At 67.5% G+C, this 20,659-nt stretch carries 17 protein-coding genes and 1 tRNA gene; 12 read left to right on the forward strand and 6 right to left on the reverse strand.

Features of this window, described 5'->3' with window-relative positions; genetic code table 11:
• Positions 1-49: 49 nt before the first annotated feature.
• Positions 50-1,594, reverse strand: coding sequence for an acyl-CoA carboxylase subunit beta (locus JW792_RS02930; protein ID WP_135994160.1), 1,545 nt, complete (start codon positions 1,592-1,594; stop codon positions 50-52).
• A 115-nt stretch (positions 1,595-1,709) separates the two neighbouring features.
• On the opposite strand from JW792_RS02930, the gene JW792_RS02935 reads away from it, so the two are divergent.
• Both JW792_RS02935 and tgt read left to right on the forward strand, forming a co-directional pair.
• Positions 1,710-2,753 (forward strand): DUF4932 domain-containing protein, encoded by a 1,044-nt coding sequence (locus JW792_RS02935; protein ID WP_135994159.1) that lies wholly within the window; start codon positions 1,710-1,712, stop codon positions 2,751-2,753.
• 92 nt (positions 2,754-2,845) lie between these two features.
• Entirely contained in the window at positions 2,846-3,979 is a 1,134-nt protein-coding gene (gene tgt, locus JW792_RS02940) for a tRNA guanosine(34) transglycosylase Tgt (RefSeq protein ID WP_135994158.1), read from the forward strand.
• Between the two features lie 37 nt (positions 3,980-4,016).
• On the opposite strand, the gene JW792_RS02945 is transcribed toward tgt, so the two are convergent.
• Together JW792_RS02945 and JW792_RS02950 are read right to left on the reverse strand one after the other, a co-directional pair.
• Positions 4,017-4,808: a hypothetical protein gene (locus tag JW792_RS02945; RefSeq protein WP_135994157.1), complete on the reverse strand. Its 792-nt coding sequence runs from the start codon at positions 4,806-4,808 to the stop codon at positions 4,017-4,019.
• A 351-nt stretch (positions 4,809-5,159) separates the two neighbouring features.
• A complete protein-coding gene (locus JW792_RS02950; RefSeq protein WP_135994156.1) occupies positions 5,160-5,768 on the reverse strand; it encodes a hypothetical protein in 609 nt (202 codons plus the stop codon).
• Between the two features lie 146 nt (positions 5,769-5,914).
• On the opposite strand from JW792_RS02950, the gene JW792_RS02955 reads away from it, so the two are divergent.
• A tRNA-Lys gene (locus tag JW792_RS02955) sits at positions 5,915-5,990 on the forward strand.
• A 184-nt stretch (positions 5,991-6,174) separates the two neighbouring features.
• Here JW792_RS02955 and JW792_RS02960 read toward each other — a convergent pair.
• Both JW792_RS02960 and JW792_RS02965 read right to left on the reverse strand, forming a co-directional pair.
• The gene (locus JW792_RS02960; protein WP_135994155.1) at positions 6,175-7,272 is read right to left on the reverse strand and encodes an AraC family transcriptional regulator; all 1,098 of its coding nucleotides are present in this window, start codon (positions 7,270-7,272) and stop codon (positions 6,175-6,177) included.
• A gap of 39 nt (positions 7,273-7,311) precedes the next feature.
• A complete protein-coding gene (locus tag JW792_RS02965; protein ID WP_135994154.1) occupies positions 7,312-7,659 on the reverse strand; it encodes a UrcA family protein in 348 nt (115 codons plus the stop codon).
• 162 nt (positions 7,660-7,821) lie between these two features.
• On the opposite strand from JW792_RS02965, the gene JW792_RS02970 reads away from it, so the two are divergent.
• Positions 7,822-8,268 (forward strand): YybH family protein, encoded by a 447-nt coding sequence (locus tag JW792_RS02970; protein WP_135994153.1) that lies wholly within the window; start codon positions 7,822-7,824, stop codon positions 8,266-8,268.
• A 3-nt stretch (positions 8,269-8,271) separates the two neighbouring features.
• Here the strand turns inward: JW792_RS02970 and recQ are convergent, their stop codons facing one another.
• Positions 8,272-10,053: a DNA helicase RecQ gene (recQ, locus tag JW792_RS02975; protein ID WP_135994152.1), complete on the reverse strand. Its 1,782-nt coding sequence runs from the start codon at positions 10,051-10,053 to the stop codon at positions 8,272-8,274.
• 158 nt (positions 10,054-10,211) lie between these two features.
• On the opposite strand from recQ, the gene JW792_RS02980 reads away from it, so the two are divergent.
• The 8 genes from JW792_RS02980 to astD all read left to right on the forward strand — a co-directional run bounded on the left by JW792_RS02980 (position 10,212) and on the right by astD (position 20,655).
• On the forward strand, positions 10,212-11,417 hold the full coding sequence (locus tag JW792_RS02980) for a CaiB/BaiF CoA transferase family protein (protein ID WP_135994151.1): 1,206 nt from the start codon (positions 10,212-10,214) through the stop codon (positions 11,415-11,417).
• Between the two features lie 144 nt (positions 11,418-11,561).
• Positions 11,562-12,656 (forward strand): OmpA family protein, encoded by a 1,095-nt coding sequence (locus JW792_RS02985; RefSeq protein WP_135994150.1) that lies wholly within the window; start codon positions 11,562-11,564, stop codon positions 12,654-12,656.
• Between the two features lie 283 nt (positions 12,657-12,939).
• On the forward strand, positions 12,940-14,022 hold the full coding sequence (locus JW792_RS02990; RefSeq protein ID WP_135994149.1) for an OmpA family protein: 1,083 nt from the start codon (positions 12,940-12,942) through the stop codon (positions 14,020-14,022).
• A 221-nt stretch (positions 14,023-14,243) separates the two neighbouring features.
• Positions 14,244-15,338: an OmpA family protein gene (locus JW792_RS02995; RefSeq protein WP_135994148.1), complete on the forward strand. Its 1,095-nt coding sequence runs from the start codon at positions 14,244-14,246 to the stop codon at positions 15,336-15,338.
• Between the two features lie 212 nt (positions 15,339-15,550).
• Entirely contained in the window at positions 15,551-16,843 is a 1,293-nt protein-coding gene (locus JW792_RS03000) for a cystathionine gamma-synthase family protein (RefSeq protein WP_135994147.1), read from the forward strand.
• Positions 16,844-16,884: 41 nt separating this feature from the next.
• Complete coding sequence (locus JW792_RS03005) at positions 16,885-18,144, forward strand: hydrolase (RefSeq protein WP_135994146.1); 1,260 nt, start codon at positions 16,885-16,887, stop codon at positions 18,142-18,144.
• A 49-nt stretch (positions 18,145-18,193) separates the two neighbouring features.
• Positions 18,194-19,204 carry an arginine N-succinyltransferase gene (locus JW792_RS03010; protein WP_135994145.1) on the forward strand — a complete coding sequence of 337 codons (1,011 nt, stop codon included), beginning with the start codon at positions 18,194-18,196 and terminating at the stop codon, positions 19,202-19,204.
• Positions 19,201-20,655, forward strand: coding sequence for a succinylglutamate-semialdehyde dehydrogenase (gene astD, locus JW792_RS03015; protein WP_241095043.1), 1,455 nt, complete (start codon positions 19,201-19,203; stop codon positions 20,653-20,655). The genes JW792_RS03010 and astD overlap by 4 nt, the downstream gene beginning before the upstream one ends.
• The last annotated feature ends 4 nt before the right edge of the window (positions 20,656-20,659 follow it).

The raw sequence follows: 20,659 nt of genomic DNA on the forward strand, positions 1-20,659 counted from the left end.
CCCCATCGGGGATATGGTTAACAGAAACCTGCACCCGGGCAAGTCTCCATCAAGGCCGGTAGCGCGGCGGCTTCGTCCGCCCGCGCAGAGGCGCGGCGAGGTTCGCGAACTCGGTCAGCTTTCCGCGCGTCTCGGCCGGGTCGATGATCTCCTCCACCCAGAAGCGCTCGGCGGTCTTGAAGGGGCTGGAGAAGGCCTTCATCTGCGCATTCAGTTCGGCTTTCATCCTCGCCGGATCGTCCGAGCCGGCGAGGGCCGCCTTGAAGGCGGCTTCCACCCCGCCTTCCAGCGGCAGCGAGCCCCAGTCGCCCGAGGGCCAGGCATAGCGATAGCGGTACCGCGTGTGATCCATCATCGCGGCGCCGGCGACGCCGAAGGCCTTCCTCACGACGATCGTGCACCACGGGACGCTCGCCTGGTAGATCGCCGAGAGCGCCCGCGCGCCATGGCGGATCGTGCCGGCGCGCTCGGCGCGCGTGCCGATGACGAAGCCGGGAATGTCGACGAGATGGACGACCGGCAGGCGGAAGGTCTCGGCGAGATCGACGAAGCGGGTGACCTTCTGTGCGGCCTCCGCCGTCCAGCCCCCGCCATAGATTTTCGGATTGCTGGCGAGCACCGCGACCGGCCAGCCGTCGAGCCGGGCGAAGGCGGTGATCACCGACTGGCCGAAATTGCGTCCCATCTCGAACAGCGTGCCCGTGTCCACGACGCTTCGAAGGATGGCGTGCATGTCGTAGGCATAGCGCTTGTCGCGCGGGACGATGTCGGTGAGCGCGACATCGCGCCTCGCCGGATCGTCGCCGGTCTCGCGTCGCTCCGGCAGGTCGTGCGCCGAGTTCGGCAGGTAGGAGAGAAACCATTTCGCCGCCGCCATGGCGTCGGCTTCGCTGGCATAGGCATCATCCACGGCTCCTGCGGCGAGCTGGATATCGGCCCCGCCGAGTTCCTCCTTGGTGACGTCTTCCCCGATGCCGGCCACCACCGGCGGGCCGGCGACGAACATCTGGCTCGTGCCCTTCACCATCACCGAGTAGTGGCTCGACACCGCGCGCGCCGCGCCGAGCCCGGCGACGGGACCCAGAAGAAGGGAGACCACGGGCACGCGTTCGAGATTGGCCACCACCTCGTCCCAGCCCGGATTGAAGGGCACGTAGGTCGCGCCCATGTCGAGGATGGATTTCACCGAACCGCCGCCGCCGGTGCCCTCGATCAGGCGGATCAGCGGCAGGCGCAGCTCGCCGGCCATCTTCTCGGCCTGGATCTGTTTTTCGATGATCGCCGCATCGGCCGCGCCGCCGCGCACGGTGAAATCGTCGGCGACGACCGCGATGGTGCGCCCGTCGATCCTGCCGCGCCCGAAAATGCAGTTGGCCGGGATGAAGCCGACGAGGTTTCCTTCCGCGTCATACTCGGCCCGGCCAGTGATCGAGCCGACCTCGGCGAAGCTGTTCCCGTCGAGCAGGAGATCCAGGCGCTCGCGCACGTTCAGCCGGCCCGCATCGCGCTGGCGCTTGAGCTTCTCCTGTCCGCCCATGCCGCGCGCCAGCGCCTGACGCTTGCGCAACTGCTCGATTTCGTCTTTCCAGCTCATCTTGACTCCCGGTGGCCGGCGGCGTGCCGATGGGTCCTGGCCTGCGCCGCGTTACCTGGTCGATGCGGCGCAGTCTAACCTGCTTCACGCCTCTGAAATTTGAAAGAACGGTTCCATGCGCGCTTTTCTTCTCGCCATACTGATCGCGCTCACTCCCGCTGCTGAAGGCGCTCGCCGACAGGAGGAGGCGGTCCGGATCGGCCTGCCGGAGCCGGTGGAGCTGGCCATGGTCGTCGCGGCGATAAGCCCGCTGGATCGCGACGGCGCAACGCTCGACCGCGAAGGCGCGTATTTCGAATCGGTGGAGGCTCATTTCGGCGCATACCGCGACCATCCCCTGTTCGATGCTCTGGGCGCCGAGTTCAACCTGCCCCGGCTGGCCGGAAACGCGGCGGATTTCGCATTCGGCGAGTCCGGTGAACTCATCGAAACGGATTCGTCCGGCTCCCTCTGGGGCGACCGGGAAGGCGACCTCTTCCGTAACAATCTCGAGCTTATCGAGCACTTTGCGCGCGAGAGCGGATTTCGGGATTTCTACGCGGCGTCCCGTGCGGTTTACGCGGCCGGCGCACAAGCCATGGCAAGTCAGATCGACACGGCGGCCATGACCACCTGGTTGCATGACAATTTTTCCGAGCGGCCTGGCGCGATCGAAGTGATCGTCTCGCCTCTCATCGGCGGGCTGAACTGGACCACGCTGAACGAGCCGCAAACACGCATCTGGCTCGGCCCTCCCTCCGGCGAGGCGGCCGGAGCGCTCGGCGATTACGAGCGGGTTCTGGCCTCGGTTCAGATCTTCACCGAACTCGACCACTCCTACGTCAATCCGGTGACCGCGCGGCACCTCGGCAATGTGCAGGCAAGCTTCGGCGACATCGCGTTCTGGGCCGATGAACGAGGCGCCGGGGCCTATCCCTCTGCCGAGCTTCAGTTCAACGAGTATATGACTTGGGCGGTCTTTCTCATGTACGCTGCCGACCAGCTTGGACCGGCCGATTACGAGCGTCTCGAAGCGCTGGTCGTGTCCTACATGGTCGACAATCGCGGCTTCATCCGGTTTCAGCCCTTCGCGCGGCGCGCGCTGTCGCTTTATCGTAGCGGGATGGACGGGGAAGCGGTGGTAATCGCCATGGCAGACCGACCCGGCGTCGCGCCGTGAGCTGCCCGCCTCATGCATGGTGTGAATTCGCGCCTTGAGCCGCTTGCGAACACGGCTTTAAGAAGGCGCACCTTTGCTGCAACGCGCGCCCCATGTCTGCTTTCCTCTTTGAAATCGCCGCTGTCGACGGGAAGGCGCGCACCGGCCAGCTGGTCACGCCGCGCGGGGCCATCCGCACGCCCGCCTTCATGCCGGTCGGCACGGCCGCGACGGTGAAGGCGCTCTATCCCGAACAGGTCAGGCAGGCCGGCGCCGACATCATCCTGGGCAATACCTATCACCTCATGCTGCGCCCGGGCGCAGAGCGTGTGCAGCGGCTTGGAGGCCTGCATCGCTTCATGCGCTGGGACGGGCCGATCCTTACCGATTCCGGCGGCTTCCAGGTCTGGTCGCTGGCCCAGCTGAGGAAGATGGAGGAAGAGGGTGTCACCTTCAAAAGCCATATCGACGGGACGAGCCACAAGCTGACCCCGGAGCGCTCGATCGAGATCCAGGCCGACCTTCTGGGCGCCGACATCTCCATGCAGCTCGACGAGTGCACGCCCTTTCCCTGCCCGAGGCAGGAGGCGGAAAGCTCGATGGAGCTGTCCCTGCGCTGGGCGAAGCGCTCCAAGGAGGCCTTCGGCGACAGGGAGGCGCAGAACCTGTTCGGCATCGTGCAGGGCTCGACCTTCGAGGATCTGAGGCAGCGCTCCGCGCAGGGGCTCGTGGAGACCGGCTTCGACGGCTATGCGGTCGGCGGGCTGGCGGTCGGGGAGGGGTTCGAGACGATGTGCGAGGTGCTCAACTACACCGTGCCCGAACTGCCGCATGAGCGGCCGCGCTATCTGATGGGCGTCGGCAAGCCGATCGATCTCGTCGAGGCGGTAGCGCGCGGGATCGACATGTTCGACTGCGTCATGCCGACCCGTTCGGGACGGCACGGCCAGGCCTGGTCGGACTACGGACCGGTGAACCTGAAGAACGCGCAATTCGCCGAGGACTCAGACCCGCTCGATCCGGCCATCGACTGTCCGGCAAGCCGCGACTATTCGAAGGCCTATCTCCATCATCTGGTGCGCGCGGGCGAGTATCTCGCCGCCATGCTGCTGTCCTGGCACAACGTGGCCTATTACGAGCATCTGATGGCGCGCATGCGCGCGGCGATCGCGAAAGGCGAGTTCGACAGCTTCCGGCGCGATTTCAACGACCGCTGGGCCGAGGGACGCAAGAGCCGGGCGGAGTGATCCGCCCGGCTTCGAGGTCTTCGGCGACTGGCCTCGCTCAGGCTTCGCGTCCCTTGGCGGGATCGATGCAAAGCGCGCTGTCGCTCTGCGACACCGCCTCGATATCGGCGATGTCGAAAACGAGCAGGACGCCGAGATCGTAGTAGTCGGGCAGGGTCTGGACGACGAGCCGTGCCGGATCGCCGTCTTGCGAACGCACCTCGGTGACGACGCCGAACGGCTCGATCTGCGGCGTGAAGGCCGTCATGTCGCCCCATTCGTTGCGCGTCAGTTCGTCGGCCTGGAATCCGGTGTCCCACTCGATCTGCGCGGTCAGCTCGCCGGGCCCGTAGAGCGTCTGCGGCTCGCCGGTGACGCGGGCGGATGCGGCGTCGGGGCTGTCCAGCAAGGGATCCTCCTCCACCGCGACATCGCCGGTCCAGCGGTCGTCGAACTGAAACGCCGCCGGACGTGTTTGCGAGAAGTCCGGAACCTCTTCCAGATCGTTCATCGTCATCGAGAGCTGCAGGACGGGCGTTCCGGCAAGGTCGGTCCACACCGCATCCTCGTCGGAGACGTAGAGCTGGAACGGCTCGCGCCCGGTCAGATCGGTCACATCGACCAGATAGCCCTTCACGACGGAACGCGCCGCGGTCTCGAATTCGAGCCGGGAGACGCGGCCCACGAGATCGCCGGCAGGGGTACGCACCTCTGCGCCGACCCTCGGATCGTGCAGGGGAGCGAGCTCGGCATCGCGGGTCTCGTCGGCGAGTTCCGGCGGCAGCTGGGCGAGCGCGGCGGGGCTGGCGGCCAGGGCCGCGGCGAGGGCGGGGAGCAGGGTAGGATTCATCGTCGGTCTCCTGACAGCTTGCCCGTTCAACGGCGTGAGGGTGGCCCGGTTCCCATCGCGCTGCCGCGATGACAGGCGGGCGGGCCGCTGGAGGTCCGGCCCGCCTGTCACTTCGTGGAAGAATGATCCTCCTAGTTGTCCGAGACCGGGCCGCCCCCCTCCTCGACGAGCACGCAGTTCACCCGGATGGCGCGCTCGCGCTCGTCAACGCCGGTGACGTGCGCGGCCTCCAGCTCGACCGTCCCGCCGAGATCGGCGAAGTCGGGATGCGTCCGGTTCCCCGGTGCCCGGCGCTGGCTGTGCGACGATTTCCGGGTGCAGGTATCGGAGCGGCGGCCCCGGCAGACGACCCTAGGGGGAATCGGGCTCTGCCGCGGAGGTCAGGCCGTATTCCTCGAACACGCTGATCAGGTGGCTGCGCTCGCATCCGAAGCCGTCATAGAGGCCGCGCAGATAGGCCCGGCGCTTGAGCGCCATCGTGCGCTGCTGTCGCGCGGCACTCTCGATCTCGCCGGCACCGCCGATGAAGCGGATGACCGGCCGGACTGGGTTCAGGCCGACGATCGCGGAGTGATAGGCATCCAGCGCCGCGCCCTCCGCGCGATCGGCCGTCATGAGATCCTGGCCGCGGTCCCAGAGCGAACGCTCCTCGCGCTCTTCTTCGCTGCGTGGCTGGTATTCCTGATCCGGGCCGATCACGGCGGTCAGGCGGGCAATGTCCCGGGCCACGGTGGAGCACGTGCGCGGCGAACCGATCCCGCCATAGGGCGTGGGCACCGTGTCGTCGCCCTCGTCCACCATGATCTGGCCCGGCCGGTCGCGTGGCAGCCCGATCGCATCGCTGCCGGCAGCCCGCGTGGTGCCGACGAGGTCGACCGAATCGGAGTCCTTGCTCGCGCACCCGGCCAGGGCGAGCGAGGCGATGGCGGCGGTCAGGCAAAGTCGCGGGAGCGTGATCATTCCGGCAGGATAACCCCTTGATTGTGGCGAACAAGCGTCATTCATATGTCCATGCGCGGGCCGGTTCTTTCGCGGTGCACAATCTCTTGCATTCCCGCCTTGACCCGGCCGGAAGCCGCCGATAGGTTCCGCGCCTCCTTGACGGGGAGCCGATAGCTCAGTCGGTAGAGCAACTGACTTTTAATCAGTAGGTCCAGGGTTCGAATCCCTGTCGGCTCACCACCATTTCTCCAAGGAAAACAAAAAATAGCCCCCGCGTTCCATCGCGGGGGCATTTTTCTGCCAAGAACGAAGAAGGCACAAAAGGGCATATTCGTCCCGGAATAGTCCCGGAGTGTCCCGGAGCGCCCCGGAATAGTGCCGGTATGTTCCGCGCCCACGATTCGGGCCGGGCATGCGGGACGCACTACTCCGCGGCTGCCTCGGCGGGGATATCGACGGCTTTGAGGGCGGCGCGCCGATACTCGCTCGGCGTCATTCCGGTCATCTCTCGAAAGGCCCGGTTGAAGGGCGCGATCGAGCCGTAGCCAAGATCGAGGGCGATCTGCAGGATCTGCCGACGCGATGCCGCCGGATCGGCGAGTGCGGTCTTGGCCGCCCCGATGCGGTACTCGTTCAGGAAGGCTGCAAAATTGCGATAGCCGAGCCCCTGGTTGATGACCGCGCGCAGGCGGTGCTCCTGTGTGCCCAGGCGTTCGGCGAGTCCGGCGACCGTGAGGCCTGGAGTTCGCCACGCACCCTGGTCCATCGCCGTGCGCAGACGCAAGGCAAGATGGCGATCCTGCGCCTCGAGAACCGTGCCGATGCCGGTAGTCGGAGCCAGTGTGCCGGTACCGGTGCTCGCGGAGCGTTCCTCGGGGAAGAATTCCGATTTGGCACCGATCGACCAGGCGGCGATGCCGCATGCGACGACCAGGATCGCCATCGACTCCACGAGGTGCATCGAGGAGGGCAGATCAGCAAACAGCTTCCACAATTCCGCGACCGCTACGCTCAGCACGGTGAGCGCGATCGCGCCCACCCATATCGTGCGGAACTTGCGCCGCGGCTGGACGAGATCGTCCTGGTGCCCGCCGGCGATGATGACGATGACGTGGATCATCAGCGCGGCATTGACGAGCTCGTGCAGCACGATCGTCGCGCGATCGAGCGCCGGGGAGGGGAAGACCAGGATTGCGGCACAAGCCGCCGACACGATCGCGAGCGGGATCAGCCGCGAGGCGCGCCAGCGCCGCGCGTCGCAGAACAGCGCCAGCGCGAACCACCAGAAGAACACGCCGGTCATCATCGCGAGGGGCTTCAGCGCCGCGGCGAGCGCGGGAAGCTGGTCGGCGACGAGGGCCGAACTCGCGATGGAATAGGCCATTGCGCCAAGCGCGAACAAGGTTCCGAAGAGGGCACTCAGCGAGCGCCGCGCAAGCGGAACGAGCGTGGCGGCGAGGATGAGACTCACCCCCGCCGCCGCGCCGCGTAGCATCAGATCGACCGTTCCGGCCGCGTCCATCGAGAGCGCTCCAGCTACCGGATCGAAGCATGCGCGTGGTCACTCGCGGCTGGCAAGCGCCAGTGCCGGGAACTGCTCGCGATGGCGGGCGATGAGGAGCGGGGAGTCGATCGCCGCGATCGTGCGGGCGATGGCGTCGGCCGAGCACAGCCGGATCGAACGGGCATAGTCTGCGCCGTGCCGGTTCTCCGCGCGGCAGGCACTGATCGCGGCCGCCTCGATGCGCCGGTAGAGGGCTTCAGCCTGCTGCGGCGTAGCCAGGTCCGCGGCGTGGACTTCGATCGCACGCGACTGGGCCGGGACGGGCTGGGCGGCAGCCGGGACAGGCTGGAAAGCCGCAAGGCCGACAGCGAGGGCGGCGAGGGCGAGATGGCGGGGAAGAGACATCGTTTTTCTCCATTGACCACCTTCGAGAGGGGTCGAAGGCGACACCGATGCAAGCCCGGCTGCGGCGGCGCGTCTCCTCGTGTTCGAAAATGCGAAATGATTTTCGAATCTGATCGGTCTCTTGCAGAATCGATCAGTCAGCCGGCCAAGAGGAGCCCTGCCATGACCCTTGCGAGCCTCACGGCGAGCCTTGCGCTCGCGGCCACGCTCCCTCCACCCGAGCAATGCACCGGCTCCGGGCCGGACGTCGCCGAGATCTGCGCCGTACTCGAGGCGCAGCAAGCGGCATGGAACAGCGGCGACATCTACGGCTTCATGCAGGGCTACTGGCAGAGCGATGAGATGCGCTTCGCTTCGGGCGGCGCGGTGACGACCGGGTGGGAGGAGACCCTGCAGCGCTATCTCACCCGCTATGATTCGCGCGCCGCGATGGGCGAGCTGGCCTTCACCGGCGTCGAGGTGGACCAGGTCTCCGCCGGTGCCGCCGTCGTGTTCGGTCACTGGCAGCTGTTCCGGGAGCACGATGCGCCGCGCGGGCTCTTCACCCTCGTCTTCCGCGAGATCGACGGGAGCTGGGTGATCGTCCACGACCATACGTCCAGCGAATAGGGCTCAGCCCTCGCGCGCGATCAGGTCGAGGAAGAGGTCGCCGTAACGCTCGAGCTTGCGGGCGCCGACACCGAATACCTGCGCCATTTCCTCCCGGCTGGACGGCCGGGTCAGCGCCATGTCGATCAGGGTGCGGTCTGCGAACACGGTGTAGGCCGGCTTGCCGCTTTCGCGCGCCAGTTCGCCGCGCAGGCGGCGCAGCGCCTCGTAGAGGTCACGGTCGCGCCCGGACGTCAGCGCCTCGGAGGCATCGGACGGGCGGTGGCGGGCAACGCGTGCACCGCGCTTGTCTTCGGGCGGACGCAGTTCGATCCCGGCCTTGCCGAACAGGATCTCCTTGCCTTCAGGCGTGATCACCCATTCTCCGTGCCCATCGATGGGCTGGTCGATCGCCCCGGCCGCGAAGAGCTGGCGGAACACGCTCATCCACTGGTCCTTGGACAGGTCGTCGCCGATGCCGAAGGTCGGCAGCCGGTCATGGCCGCGCGCAGCGACCTTGTCCGTATTCACGCCGCGCAGCACGCTGACCAGATGTTCGAGGCCGAATCGCTGACCGGTGCGCGCGATCGCGCTCATCGCCTTCTGGGCGAGCACCGTGCCGTCGATCAGGGCCGGGGGATCGTCGCACAGGTCGCAATTGCCGCACGGCTCCGCACGGTCGCCGAAATAGGCAAGCAGGGTCTGGCGCCGGCAGCGCGGGGCCTCGCAATAGGCGATGAGGGCACCGAGCCGCCTCAGCTCCATGGCCTTGCGGGCATCGTCGGCCTCGCTCTCGGCGATCTGGCGCCGGCGCAGCGCGGCGTCGCCGAGCGACCAGAGCATGAGGGTGTCGGCCGGGTCGCCGTCCCGGCCCGCACGCCCGATCTCCTGGTAATAGGCTTCCATGGACTTGGGCAGGGCGGCATGGACGACATAGCGCACATCCGGCTTGTCCACGCCCATGCCGAAGGCGACGGTGGCGCACATCACCACCCCTTCCTCCTTGACGAAGCGGTCCTGGCGCTCGCCGCGCGACGCCCCGTCGAGTCCGGCATGGTAGGCGAGGGCGTCGACGTCCTCGGCCTGCAGGCGCTCGGCATAGTCCTCGCAGGCCTTGCGGCTGGCGCAATAGACAATGCCGGACCGCTCCGGGCGCGCCTTCACGAAATCGCGTACCTGGTGGAAGCCCGATCGCTTGGCAGCGACCGCGAGATGCAGGTTCGGCCGGTCGAAACCGGCGACGAACTCGCGCGGCGCGCGTGTGAAGAGGCGCTGCGCGATGTCGCGCCGGGCCGCGGCGTCGGCGGTGGCCGTAAAGGCGGCGATCTGCGGCCGGCCTGCCATCTCCGCAAGCTCGGCGATGCGCAGGTATTCGGGCCGGAAATCATGGCCCCACTGGGAGACGCAGTGGGCCTCGTCGACCGCGATCATGGTCAGGCCGGCGCGCCCGAGCCGCTCGGCGAGGCCCGGCACGGCAAGACGTTCGGGGGCGAGATAGAGCAGGCGCAGCGTGCCGGCATCGAGCCGGTCCCAGGTCTGCTCTCGGCTCGCGGGATCGTCGGCGGAGGTAAGGCTTCCAGCCTCGATACCGTTGGCCTGCAGGGCAGACACCTGGTCGCGCATCAGCGCGATCAGCGGTGAGACGACGAGAGTCAGCCCGCCGCGCACGACCGCCGGCAGCTGGTAGCACAGCGACTTGCCGCGCCCGGTCGGCATCACGGCGAGCACGTCCTCGCCGGCGAGGACGGCTTCCAGGATTTCCGCCTGGCCGGGCCGGAAATCCCGGAAACCGAAGAGTTCGGCCATGACGCGGCGCGCCTCGGAAAGGGCAGGGGAATCGGCTGGGATCATGGGCCGCACGCTAAACGAGGCTTGCCTCTTCGCAATGCCTGCGCGCCGCTTGCTCCGCGCGGCGCGAGGGGCTAGGCGTCTTGGCCTCCCATCCACGCGAAGAGGACGCTTCCGTGACCGAAGGCGCATTGTCCCACATCAAGGTGCTCGACCTGTCCCGCGTGCTCGCCGGGCCCTGGTGCGCTCAGATCCTCGGCGATCTCGGAGCCGACGTGATCAAGGTCGAAAACCCCGCTTCCGGCGACGATACGCGCGGCTGGGGGCCGCCCTTCGTGACCGGCGAAGACGGCGAGCCGGGCGACGCGGCCTATTACCTGTGCGCCAACCGGAACAAGCGGGCGATCGCGGTCAACATGGCCAGCGCGCAGGGTCAGGAGATCATTCGCAGGCTCGCCGCGCAGAGCGATGTGGTGATCGAGAACTTCAAGACCGGCGGGCTGAAGAAGTACGGGCTCGACTATGAGAGCCTGAAAGCGGTGAAGCCCGATCTGGTCTACTGTTCCATCACCGGTTTCGGCCAGACCGGGCCGCGAGCGGGTCTTCCCGGCTACGACTTCCTCATTCAGGCGATGGGCGGGCTGATGTCGATCACCGGCCACGATCAGCCCACCAAGGCGGGCATTCCGATCGTCGACCTGTTCACCGGCGTCTATGCCGCCACGGCGATCCTGGCGGCGCTCGCCGCGCGCGATCGCGGCCAGGGCGGGCAGCATGTCGACATGGCGCTGTTCGACGTTCAGGCCGCGATGCTCGCAAACCAGGCCGAGAATTTCCTCGTCGGCGGCAAGGTGCCCGGCCTGTCGGGCAATGCCCATCCCAACATCGTGCCGTATCAGGACTTTCCCACCTCGGACGGGCGGATCGCGGTGGCTGTCGGCTCGGATGGCCAGTTCGCGCGCTTCGCCGCCGCGCTCGGCCGGCCCGACTGGGCGGAGGATCCGCGCTTTGCCAGGAATGCCGGCCGCGTGGAGAATCGCGAGGTGCTTGTGAGCGAGATCACGCTGGTGCTCTCGCGCGAAAGCGCAGCTCACTGGGAGGCGCGCCTGAACGAAGCCGGCGTGCCCTGCGGTCCGATCCACACCATCGCCCAGGTCTTTGGCGATTCCCAGGCCGAGGCCCGATCGCTGCGCCTCGACATGGCCCGTGCGAGCGGCACGGTTCCGCTCGTGGCCAGTCCGCTGCGCCTCTCGGCGACGCCGCCGGCCTACCACAGGCCGCCGCCCGGTTTCGCCGAACATACCGACGAGGTGCTGGTCGAACGCCTCGGCGCAACACCCTGCGAGCTGAAAAATTGGAAGGAGCAGGGAACCATCCGCTAGCCAGGGGATTATCCGGGCTGTCGATGTGGCGATCCGCCCGATGCGCGGCGGCTACATCCTGGGAGCGTCGCGTCTGGGGTTCCGAGCACTCGTGACGAGTGGTCATGTTCAACGAAGGGACTAGAAAGCCCGGAGGGGAAACGAATGAAAAAACGGCTTCTCACAGCAGCCGCTGTCGGAGCCTTCCTGGCTGCGCCGTCTGCGGCGTTTGCCGATGAAGGTTGGTATGTCCGCGGCGCACTTGGCTACGGAGCGCCCGGTGACACCGATGTCACGGGTCTTCTCGACGGCGAAATCCAGGGCGAGAGCGATCTGCGCGAAGCCCTGGCGATCGGTTATGAGTGGGCCAACAACTACCGGCTCGAGGGCGAACTCGCGCACCGGTACACCGATACCGGTGCGGTCGGGAATTTCGAGGATAGCTACTCGAAGTTCCAGCAATGGTCCTTGATGCTGAACGGCTACTACGACTTCGACACGGGCTCCTGGTGGACGCCCTATATCGGCGCCGGCCTCGGCGTCGTGGAGTCGGAGGGCTCGTTCGCCGGCTGGACCACGGGCTCGCGCCCGCCGGGCAATACCGGCGCCAGCGACCCGCGCTTCCTGGAAGGGGACAACACCGAGCAGGCGCTCGCGTGGAACCTGATGGCCGGCATCGGCTGGGACCTCAGCCCGCAGCTCACGCTCGACACGGAGTATCGCTACTTCCACGCCGGCGAGATGGACTATTTCGGCGATCCCGCTGTCCATGTCGACGGCATGGGGGGGCACGAGGCCTGGGTCGGCCTGCGCTACCTGTTCGCGGCTCCGCCCCCGCCGCCTCCTCCGCCGCCTCCGCCGCCTCCGCCCCCGCCTCCGCCGCCTCCGCCCCCGCCGCCTCCGCCGCCTCCGCCGGCGTGCGAGGACATCGGCCGCGTGGTGTATTTCGAGTGGGATCGCTCGAACGTCACCGACCAGGCGCGTGCGGTGATCAACGCGGCGATCAACGACGCGCGTGAGTGCGGCGTCGCCTCGGTCGAGGTTGCCGGTCACGCGGACCGCTCCGGCCCGGCCAGCTACAATGTCGGCCTGTCCGAGCGGCGTGCCCGCGCGGTGCGGGACGAGCTGGTGCGCCTCGGCGTCCCGGCCTCGGCCATCACGCTGGAAGCCTTCGGCGAGAGCCGCCCGGCGGTCGAGACGCCCGACGGCGTTCGCGAGCCGCTCAACCGGCGCGCCGAGATCACGATCGACCTGCGCTAGATCGCAGAGATCGGATCACCGATTGGGAACGGCCCGGCTCTATGCCGGGCCGTTTTCGTCTCGGGACGAGGGTCCCTGCCGTTTCCGGACCGGCCAAACTTGGTGAAGGTGTGGTAAAAAGGGGACGCTGCCACTAAATCTCGCGAAGTCGTCGGGCTTTCGATGGAAAAAAATCGCCATACACGTAATTAGGGTGGCGTAGGAATGTCGTGTGCGCGAGATTCCATTCCTGAAAGCGGAAGTCCGCCGATGCGGTGGGCTCCCAAGTCCGAAGGGGATTCTTATGAAGAAACGGCTTCTCACAGCGGCCGCAATCGGAGCCTTCCTGGCTGCGCCGTCTGCGGCGTTCGCCGACGAGGGTTGGTACGTCCGCGGCGCGCTCGGCTATGGCGCCCCCGGCGACACCGATGTATCCGAGGCGCTGAACGGCGAGATCCAGGGCGAAGGTGAGCTTCGCGAGGCCTTGGCGATCGGTTACGACACGCCGGGCAATTTCCGCCTCGAGGCCGAACTCGCCCATCGTTACAACGACACCGGCGCGATCGGGAATTTCGAGGACAGCTACTCGAAGTTCCAGGCCTGGACGCTGATGCTGAACGGCTATTACGACTTCGATACGGGCTCCTGGTGGACGCCCTATGTCGGCGCCGGTCTCGGCATCGTCCAGTCCGATGCATCGCTCGCGGGCTGGATCACGGGGACGCGCCCGGCGGGCAATACCGGTGCAAGCGACCCGCGCTTCATCCAGGTTGACGATTCGGACAATGCGATCGCCTACAATCTGATCGCGGGCATCGGCTGGCAGCTCAGCCGGCAGCTGACGCTGGATACCGAGTACCGCTATTTCGGCTACGGCGACACGAGCTACACGCTCGTCGACGTCGACCGTCTCGATGGCCACGAGGCCTGGGTCGGCCTGCGCTACCTGTTCGCGGCTCCGCCCCCGCCGCCCCCGCCGCCCCCGCCGCCTCCTCCGCCTCCTCCGCCGCCTCCGCCCCCGCCGCCTCCGCCGCCTCCGCCGGCGTGCGAGGACATCGGCCGCGTGGTGTATTTCGAGTGGGATCGCTCGAACGTCACCGACCAGGCGCGTGCGGTGATCAACGCGGCGATCAACGACGCGCGTGAGTGCGGCGTCGCCTCGGTCGAGGTTGCCGGTCACGCCGACCGCTCGGGTTCGGCGGCCTACAATGTGGGCCTGTCCGAGCGCCGCGCGCGTGCCGTGCAGGACGAGCTGGTGCGCCTCGGCGTCCCGGCTTCGGCCATCACGCTGGAAGCCTTCGGCGAGAGCCGCCCGGCGGTCGAGACGCCCGACGGCGTTCGCGAACCGCTCAACCGGCGCGCCGAGATCACGATCGACCTGCGCTAGATCGCAGAGATCGGATCACCGATTGGGAACGGCCCGGCTCTATGCCGGGCCGTTTTCCTTTTTGTGGCATTTTTGCCGCGCCGCACCGATGAATGGGCGCTGACATGAAAATGTCGTCATCGCGACACGAACCTGCCCGTCAAGATGGGCTTTTCTTCGCTCGAACCGCGCCCGAGCCGGTGTGACCCAAACAAATAGAGCCAACGAGGGATATTGAAGTCATGAAGAGACAACTCCTTGCCGCGTCCGCCCTTGCGGCGCTGGCATTCCCGGCCTCCGCCCATGCCGATGAAGGCTGGTATGTCCGCGGGGCGCTGGGCTATGGCGCGCCCGGCGACACCGACGTGTCCGGCGCGCTCGACGGCGAGATCCAGGGCGAGAGCGATCTGCGCGAAGCGCTCGCGATCGGTTATGAGTGGGCCAATAACTTCCGCCTCGAAGGCGAGCTGGCGCACCGCTACAACGACACCGGCGCGATCGGGCATTTCGAGGACAGCCACTCGAAATTCCAGGCCTGGTCGCTGATGCTGAACGGCATCTACGACTTCGACACCGGTTCCTGGTGGACACCCTATGTGGGCGCCGGCCTGGGCTGGGTCGAATCCAACGCCTCGCTCGCCGGCTGGACCACGGGCTCGCGCCCGGCGGGCAATACCGGCGCCAGCGACCCGCGCTTCATCCAGACCGAGGATTCCGACAACGCGCTCGCCTACAACCTCATCGCCGGTATCGCCTGGCAGCTCGGCTCGCAGCTGACGCTGGACACCGAGTATCGCTATTTCGGCTATGGCGAGACCGACTATAACCCGGGCATCCAGGTCGACCGCCTGGGCGGCCACGAGGCCTGGCTCGGCCTGCGCTACTCCTTCGCGCGTCCGGCCGCCCCGGCGCCCGTGCCGCCGGCCCCGCCGCAGCCCGCCCCGCAGCCCGAACCGCGTCCCCAGCCCCAGCCGCAGCCCGCGCCTCCGCCGGCGTGCGAGGACATCGGCCGCGTGGTGTATTTCGAGTGGGATCGCTCGAACGTCACCGACCAGGCGCGTGCGGTGATCAACGCGGCGATCAACGACGCGCGTGAGTGCGGCGTCGCCTCGGTCGAGGTTGCCGGTCACGCCGACCGCTCGGGTTCGGCGGCCTACAATGTGGGCCTGTCCGAGCGCCGCGCGCGTGCCGTGCAGGACGAGCTGGTGCGCCTCGGCGTCCCGGCTTCGGCCATCACGCTGGAAGCCTTCGGCGAGAGCCGCCCGGCGGTCGAGACGCCCGACGGCGTTCGCGAACCGCTCAACCGGCGCGCCGAGATCACGATCGACCTGCGCTAGATCGCAGAGATCGGATCACCGATTGGGAACGGCCCGGCTCTATGCCGGGCCGTTTTCGTCTCGGGGATGGCGATGCGGACAGGCCCGCGGCTTGACCGGGACGGGGGACCGGGGGCAAGACAGCACTCATCGCTCGAATGCCGAGATGCGCCGCCGCGGCCCGACCGCGCCCGCGCGTCGGCGCCAAGACCCATTCAGGAAGGACCGACCCGATGAGCAAGCCGGAAACCCCGTACCGAAAGCGCGCCCTCGGCGACCGGCCGCTTGCCCCGGAAACGCTTGCGATGAGCTACGGCTACGACGCCAAGCTCTCGGAAGGCTCGATCAAGCCGCCGATTTTCCAGACCTCGACCTTCGTCTTCTCCTCGGCAGAGGAGGGCGCCGCCTTCTTCCGCGTGATGGGCGGGCGGGCCGTGCACGGCGACCCGGTCACGCCGGGCCTCATGTATTCGCGCTTCAACAATCCCAATGTCGAGGTGATCGAGGACCGGCTCACCGTGTTCGAGGGCGCGGACGAGGCCTGCGTCTTCTCCTCCGGCATGGGCGCGATCTCCACCGTGCTGATGGCCTTCGCCCACAGCGGGGACGTCGTGCTGCAGTCGACCCCGCTCTATGGCGGGACCGAGACGCTGATCCGCAATGTCATGCCGAATTATGGCGTGAAGAGTTTCGACTTCGTCGCAGGCGCGCCGGAGGATGAAATCCGCCAGAGCGTCGAAAAGGCGCTCCAGGCCGGCAAGGTCAAGGCGATCTATACCGAGACCCCGACCAATCCGACCAACGAGCTCGTGGATATCGAATTCATGAAGAGGCTCGCGGACGAGATCGGCGAACGCCAAGGCTATCGCCCGCCGGTGATCGTGGACAACACCGTGCTCGGCCCGATCGGGCAGAAGCCGCTGAAGCTCGGTGCGGACATCATCGTCTACTCGCTCACCAAATACATTGGCGGCCATTCCGACCTGATCGCCGGGGCCGCGCTCGGCTCGAGCGAGTACATGCAGACGGTCAGGAAGCTGCGCTCGGCCATCGGGACCAATCTCGATCCCAACACGTGCTGGATGCTGGCCCGCTCGCTGGAGACGGTGACGCTGCGCATGAAGGCCGCCTTCGAGGGCGCGCGCAAGGTCGCCGAATTCCTCAAGGGCCATCCCAAGGTCGAGAAGGTGCGCTATCTCGGCTTCCTGGAAGAAGGCAGCCGCGACCACAGGGTCCACGCCCGGCAGAGCGGGGACTCCCACGGCTCGACCTTCTCCTTCGACGTGAAGGGCGGCCAGGAAGGCGCCTTCCGCATGCTCAACGCGCTCAAGGTGGCCAAGCTCGCCGTCAGCCTGGGCGGGACCGAAACGCTGATCTGCCACCCCGGCACGACCACCCACGCCGGGGTCGATCCCGAGCTCAGGAAGCGCCTCGGCTTCACCGAGGGCATGGTGCGGGTCTCGATCGGCATCGAGAATCCGGACGACCTCATCGCCGATTTCGAGCAGGCGCTCGAGGCGGTCTGAACCCGGCCCCACCGTCACCGCAAGCCGCTCAGGGATGGCGCATGAGCGAGATCACGCTCGATTCCGAAGAAAGACAGGTCCTCGACTGGGTCGACAGCCGCGCCGATCACATGATCGCGACGGTCAAGGACTGGTCGCGGATCAATTCGGGCAGCCATAACCGCGCGGGCCTCGACGCCATGCGCAAGCGCCTCTCCGAGGCCTTCGGCGAGCTGGAGGCGGACGCCTGCGAGGTCGAACTGCCGTCCTCGCAGGTCGTGGAGAAGACCGGCGATATCCGCGATGTCGAATATGCCCCGGCCCTGAAGGTCTCCAAGCGCCCCGATGCGCCGGTGCGCATCGTGCTGACCGGTCACATGGACACGGTCTTTCCCTCCGAGTCCGGCTTCCAGGACTGGGCGCTGTGGGACGAGGACACGCTCAACGGGCCTGGCGTGGCCGACATGAAAGGCGGGCTGCTGGTGATGCTGCACGCGCTGCTCGGCCTGGAACGCAGCCCCTGGGCGGGGCGGATCGGCTATGACGTGCTGATCAGCCCCGACGAGGAGATCGGCTCGCTGGGCTCCGGCCCGAAGCTCGCCGAGCTCGGCCGCCGCGCCGATGTCGGCATGACCTACGAGCCGGCGCTCGCGGACGGCTCGCTTGCCGGGGCGCGCAAGGGCTCGGGCAATTTCACGCTGCGGGTGAGGGGACGGGCCGCCCATGCCGGGCGCGAACATCATCTGGGACGCAATGCCATCGTGGCGGCGGCCGAGTTCGCGGCCGCGCTCGACCGGCTGAACGGCAAGCGCCAGGACGTCACCTTCAACGTCTCGCGCATCGAGGGCGGCGGCGCGCCCAACGTGGTGCCCGATCTCGGCATCGTGCGCTTCAATTGCCGCGTCCCCGCCGAGGCCGATGCCGCCTGGGCGAGCGAGGAGATGAAAAACCTCGTCGACGCGGTGAACCGGCGCGACGGGATCGCGGCCGACCTGCACGGCGGCTTCACCCGCCCGCCCAAGCCGATGACGCCGGCGAACCTGCAGGTGTTCGAGTGGACGCGCACCGCCGGCAAGGCGATCGGCCTCGACATCGCCTGGAAGGACACCGGCGGGGTGTGCGAGGGCAATAATCTGTGGGCGTCGGGCTGTCCCAACGTGGATACGCTGGGCGTGCGCGGGGCGGACATCCATTCCGATCGCGAGATCGCCAAGCTGTCGAGCTTTGCCGAAAAGGCGAAGCTCTCCGCCGTGATGCTGATGAAGTTCGCCCGCGGCGAATTCGATGCCCGCAAGGCCCGCGCGCTCGCACGCGGCAGTTAGGAACGCAAGGTCCGCGCGGCCCCGCGCGGCGATGGGAAAGGAAGACCGGATGCTGGTCGTTCGTGCCGCCCGCCGGGCGGATCATGGCGCATTCATCGATCTCGCCCGCAAGGCAGGGCCGGGCTTTACCAGCCTGTCGCTGGACGACGCGGCGCTCGAGGACAAGCTCGCCAAGTCCGAGGACAGCTATGCCGGCCGGCTCGATGAGCCCTCCGACGTCTGCTACCAGCTCATGCTCGAGGAATCCGAAAGCGGTGAGATCTTCGGCACGGCGGCGGTGAAGGCCGCGATCGGGCTGAAGAAACCCTATTTCGACTTCAAGATCTTCACGCTCGCCCAGGCCTCGAAAGAAGCCGATCAGCGCTTCGACATGGAGGCGATGCTGCTGGTCAACGATTTCGCCGGTTCCACGGAGGTCGGCTCGCTCTATGTGCGCGATGCGGCGCGCGGGACCGGAGCGGGGCGTCTCATCGCCCAGTCGCGCTACATGCTGATGGCGGCCGACACCTCGCGTTTCGGCGACACCGTCGTGGCGGAGCTGCGCGGGGTCGTGGATGCGCAGGGCTACTCGCCGTTCTACGAATATGTCACGAGGCCGTTCTTCAGGATGAGCTTCGAGGAGGCCGACCGGCTGTCGGCGGCCACCGACAACCAGTTCATCCTCGACCTGATGCCGGTCCATCCGATCTATGTCGACCTCCTGCCTTCGGAGGCCCGCGCCGTGATCGGCCAGACCCATCCCCACGGCGTGAATGCGCGCCGCCTGCTGGAGTGGGAGGGTTTCGAGTACGATCGCTATGTCGATATCTTCGACGCCGGCCCGCTCGTTTCCTGCCGCACCGAGAAGGTCCGCACCATCAGGAACAGCCGGCGGGTCAGCGTCGGGGACGCGACGGGCGAGGCGGTCCAGGCGATGGTCTCCACCGACCGCATCGACGATTTCCGCTGCGTGTTCACCGAGATCGTGGCGACCGAGGAGAGGGTGAGATTGAGCGAGCAGGCGCGGCGCGCCCTCGATCTCACGCATGGCGAAGCAGCACGGATCTGGGTACGCGAATGATGGCACGCACCGAACTCTTCATCGCCGGCGAGTGGAAGACCGGACGGGGGGAAACGCTCGCCTCCCACGATCCCGCCAAGGGCGGGGTGGTCTGGCAAGGCGCGAGCGCGAGCCCGGCCGATGTGCGCGACGCCTTCGCGGCCGCCCGCGCGGCCTTGCCGACGTTCGCGCTGCTCGGCTTTGACGCGCGGCGAAGGATCGCCGAGCGCTATCGCGAGATCGTCAAGACGCGGGCCGAGGACATCGCCGGGGCCATCGCGCGCGAGACCGGCAAGCCGCTCTGGGAGGCCAGGGGCGAGGCCGGTGCCATGGCTGGCAAGATCGACGTCTCGATCCAGGCCTATGAGGAGCGCACCGGCCGCAAGCGCCTCGACATGGACTTCGGCGAGGCCGTGCTCGATCACAAGCCGCTCGGCGTCATGTTCGTGCTCGGGCCCTACAACTTCCCCGGCCATCTGCCGAACGGGCATATCGTGCCGGCCCTGCTGGCCGGCAACACGCTCGTGTTCAAGCCCTCCGAACTGACCCCCGGCGTCGGCGCGCTGATGGTGGAGATGTGGACCGAGGCCGGGCTTCCCGGCGGCGTGCTCAACCTCGTCCAGGGTGCGCGCGAGACCGGCGCGGCCGCGCTCGACGATCCCGATCTCGACGGCGTGCTGTTCACCGGCTCGTGGACTACCGGCTCCTTCATCCACAAGAAGTTCGCCGGGCGCACCGGTATCCAGCTGGCGCTGGAAATGGGCGGCAACAACCCGCTCGTCGTCTGGGACGTGTCCGACGCCGAAGCCTCCGCGCGCATCGCGGTGCTGTCGGCCTATATCACGACCGGTCAGCGCTGCTCGTGCGCGCGCCGCCTGGTCGTGCCGCAGGGCAAGGCCGGCGACGCCGTCATCGAGGCGATCGCGGAAATGGCGAGGAAGCTGACCATCGATGTCTGGGATGCCGATCCAGAACCCTTCATGGGCCCGCTCGTCTCCGAGCGCGCGGCCCAGGGCGTGCTCGCCGGGCAGGATCATCTCATCGATCTCGGCTGCAAGCCGGTCCTGAAGGCCCGGACAGGCCAGGGGCCGTGCTTCGTGAAGCCTGGCCTTCTCGATGCGACCGGGATCGAGACCCCGGACGAGGAGATCTTCGGTCCGCTCCTGAAGGTCAATCGCGTGGCGAATTTCGAGGCGGCGATCGCGGAAGCGAACAATACCGCGTTCGGTCTCTCGGCCGGTCTGATCTCCGACAGCGAAGCCCTCTGGAAGCAGTTCTGGGCCGGCAGCCGGGCCGGAATCGTCAACTGGAACCGTCCCACGACCGGGGCGGCCTCGACCATGCCGTTCGGCGGGCCGGGCAGGTCCGGCAACCTGCGCCCCAGCGCCTACTACGCGGCCGATTACTGCGCCTATCCGGTCGCGACCCAGGCCGCGCCGAAGCCGGAACTTATGGCCGTGAAGGGGCTTTGACGGT

The sequence above is a fragment of the Marinicauda algicola genome (assembly GCF_017161425.1).
Taxonomy (GTDB): domain Bacteria; phylum Pseudomonadota; class Alphaproteobacteria; order Caulobacterales; family Maricaulaceae; genus Marinicauda; species Marinicauda algicola.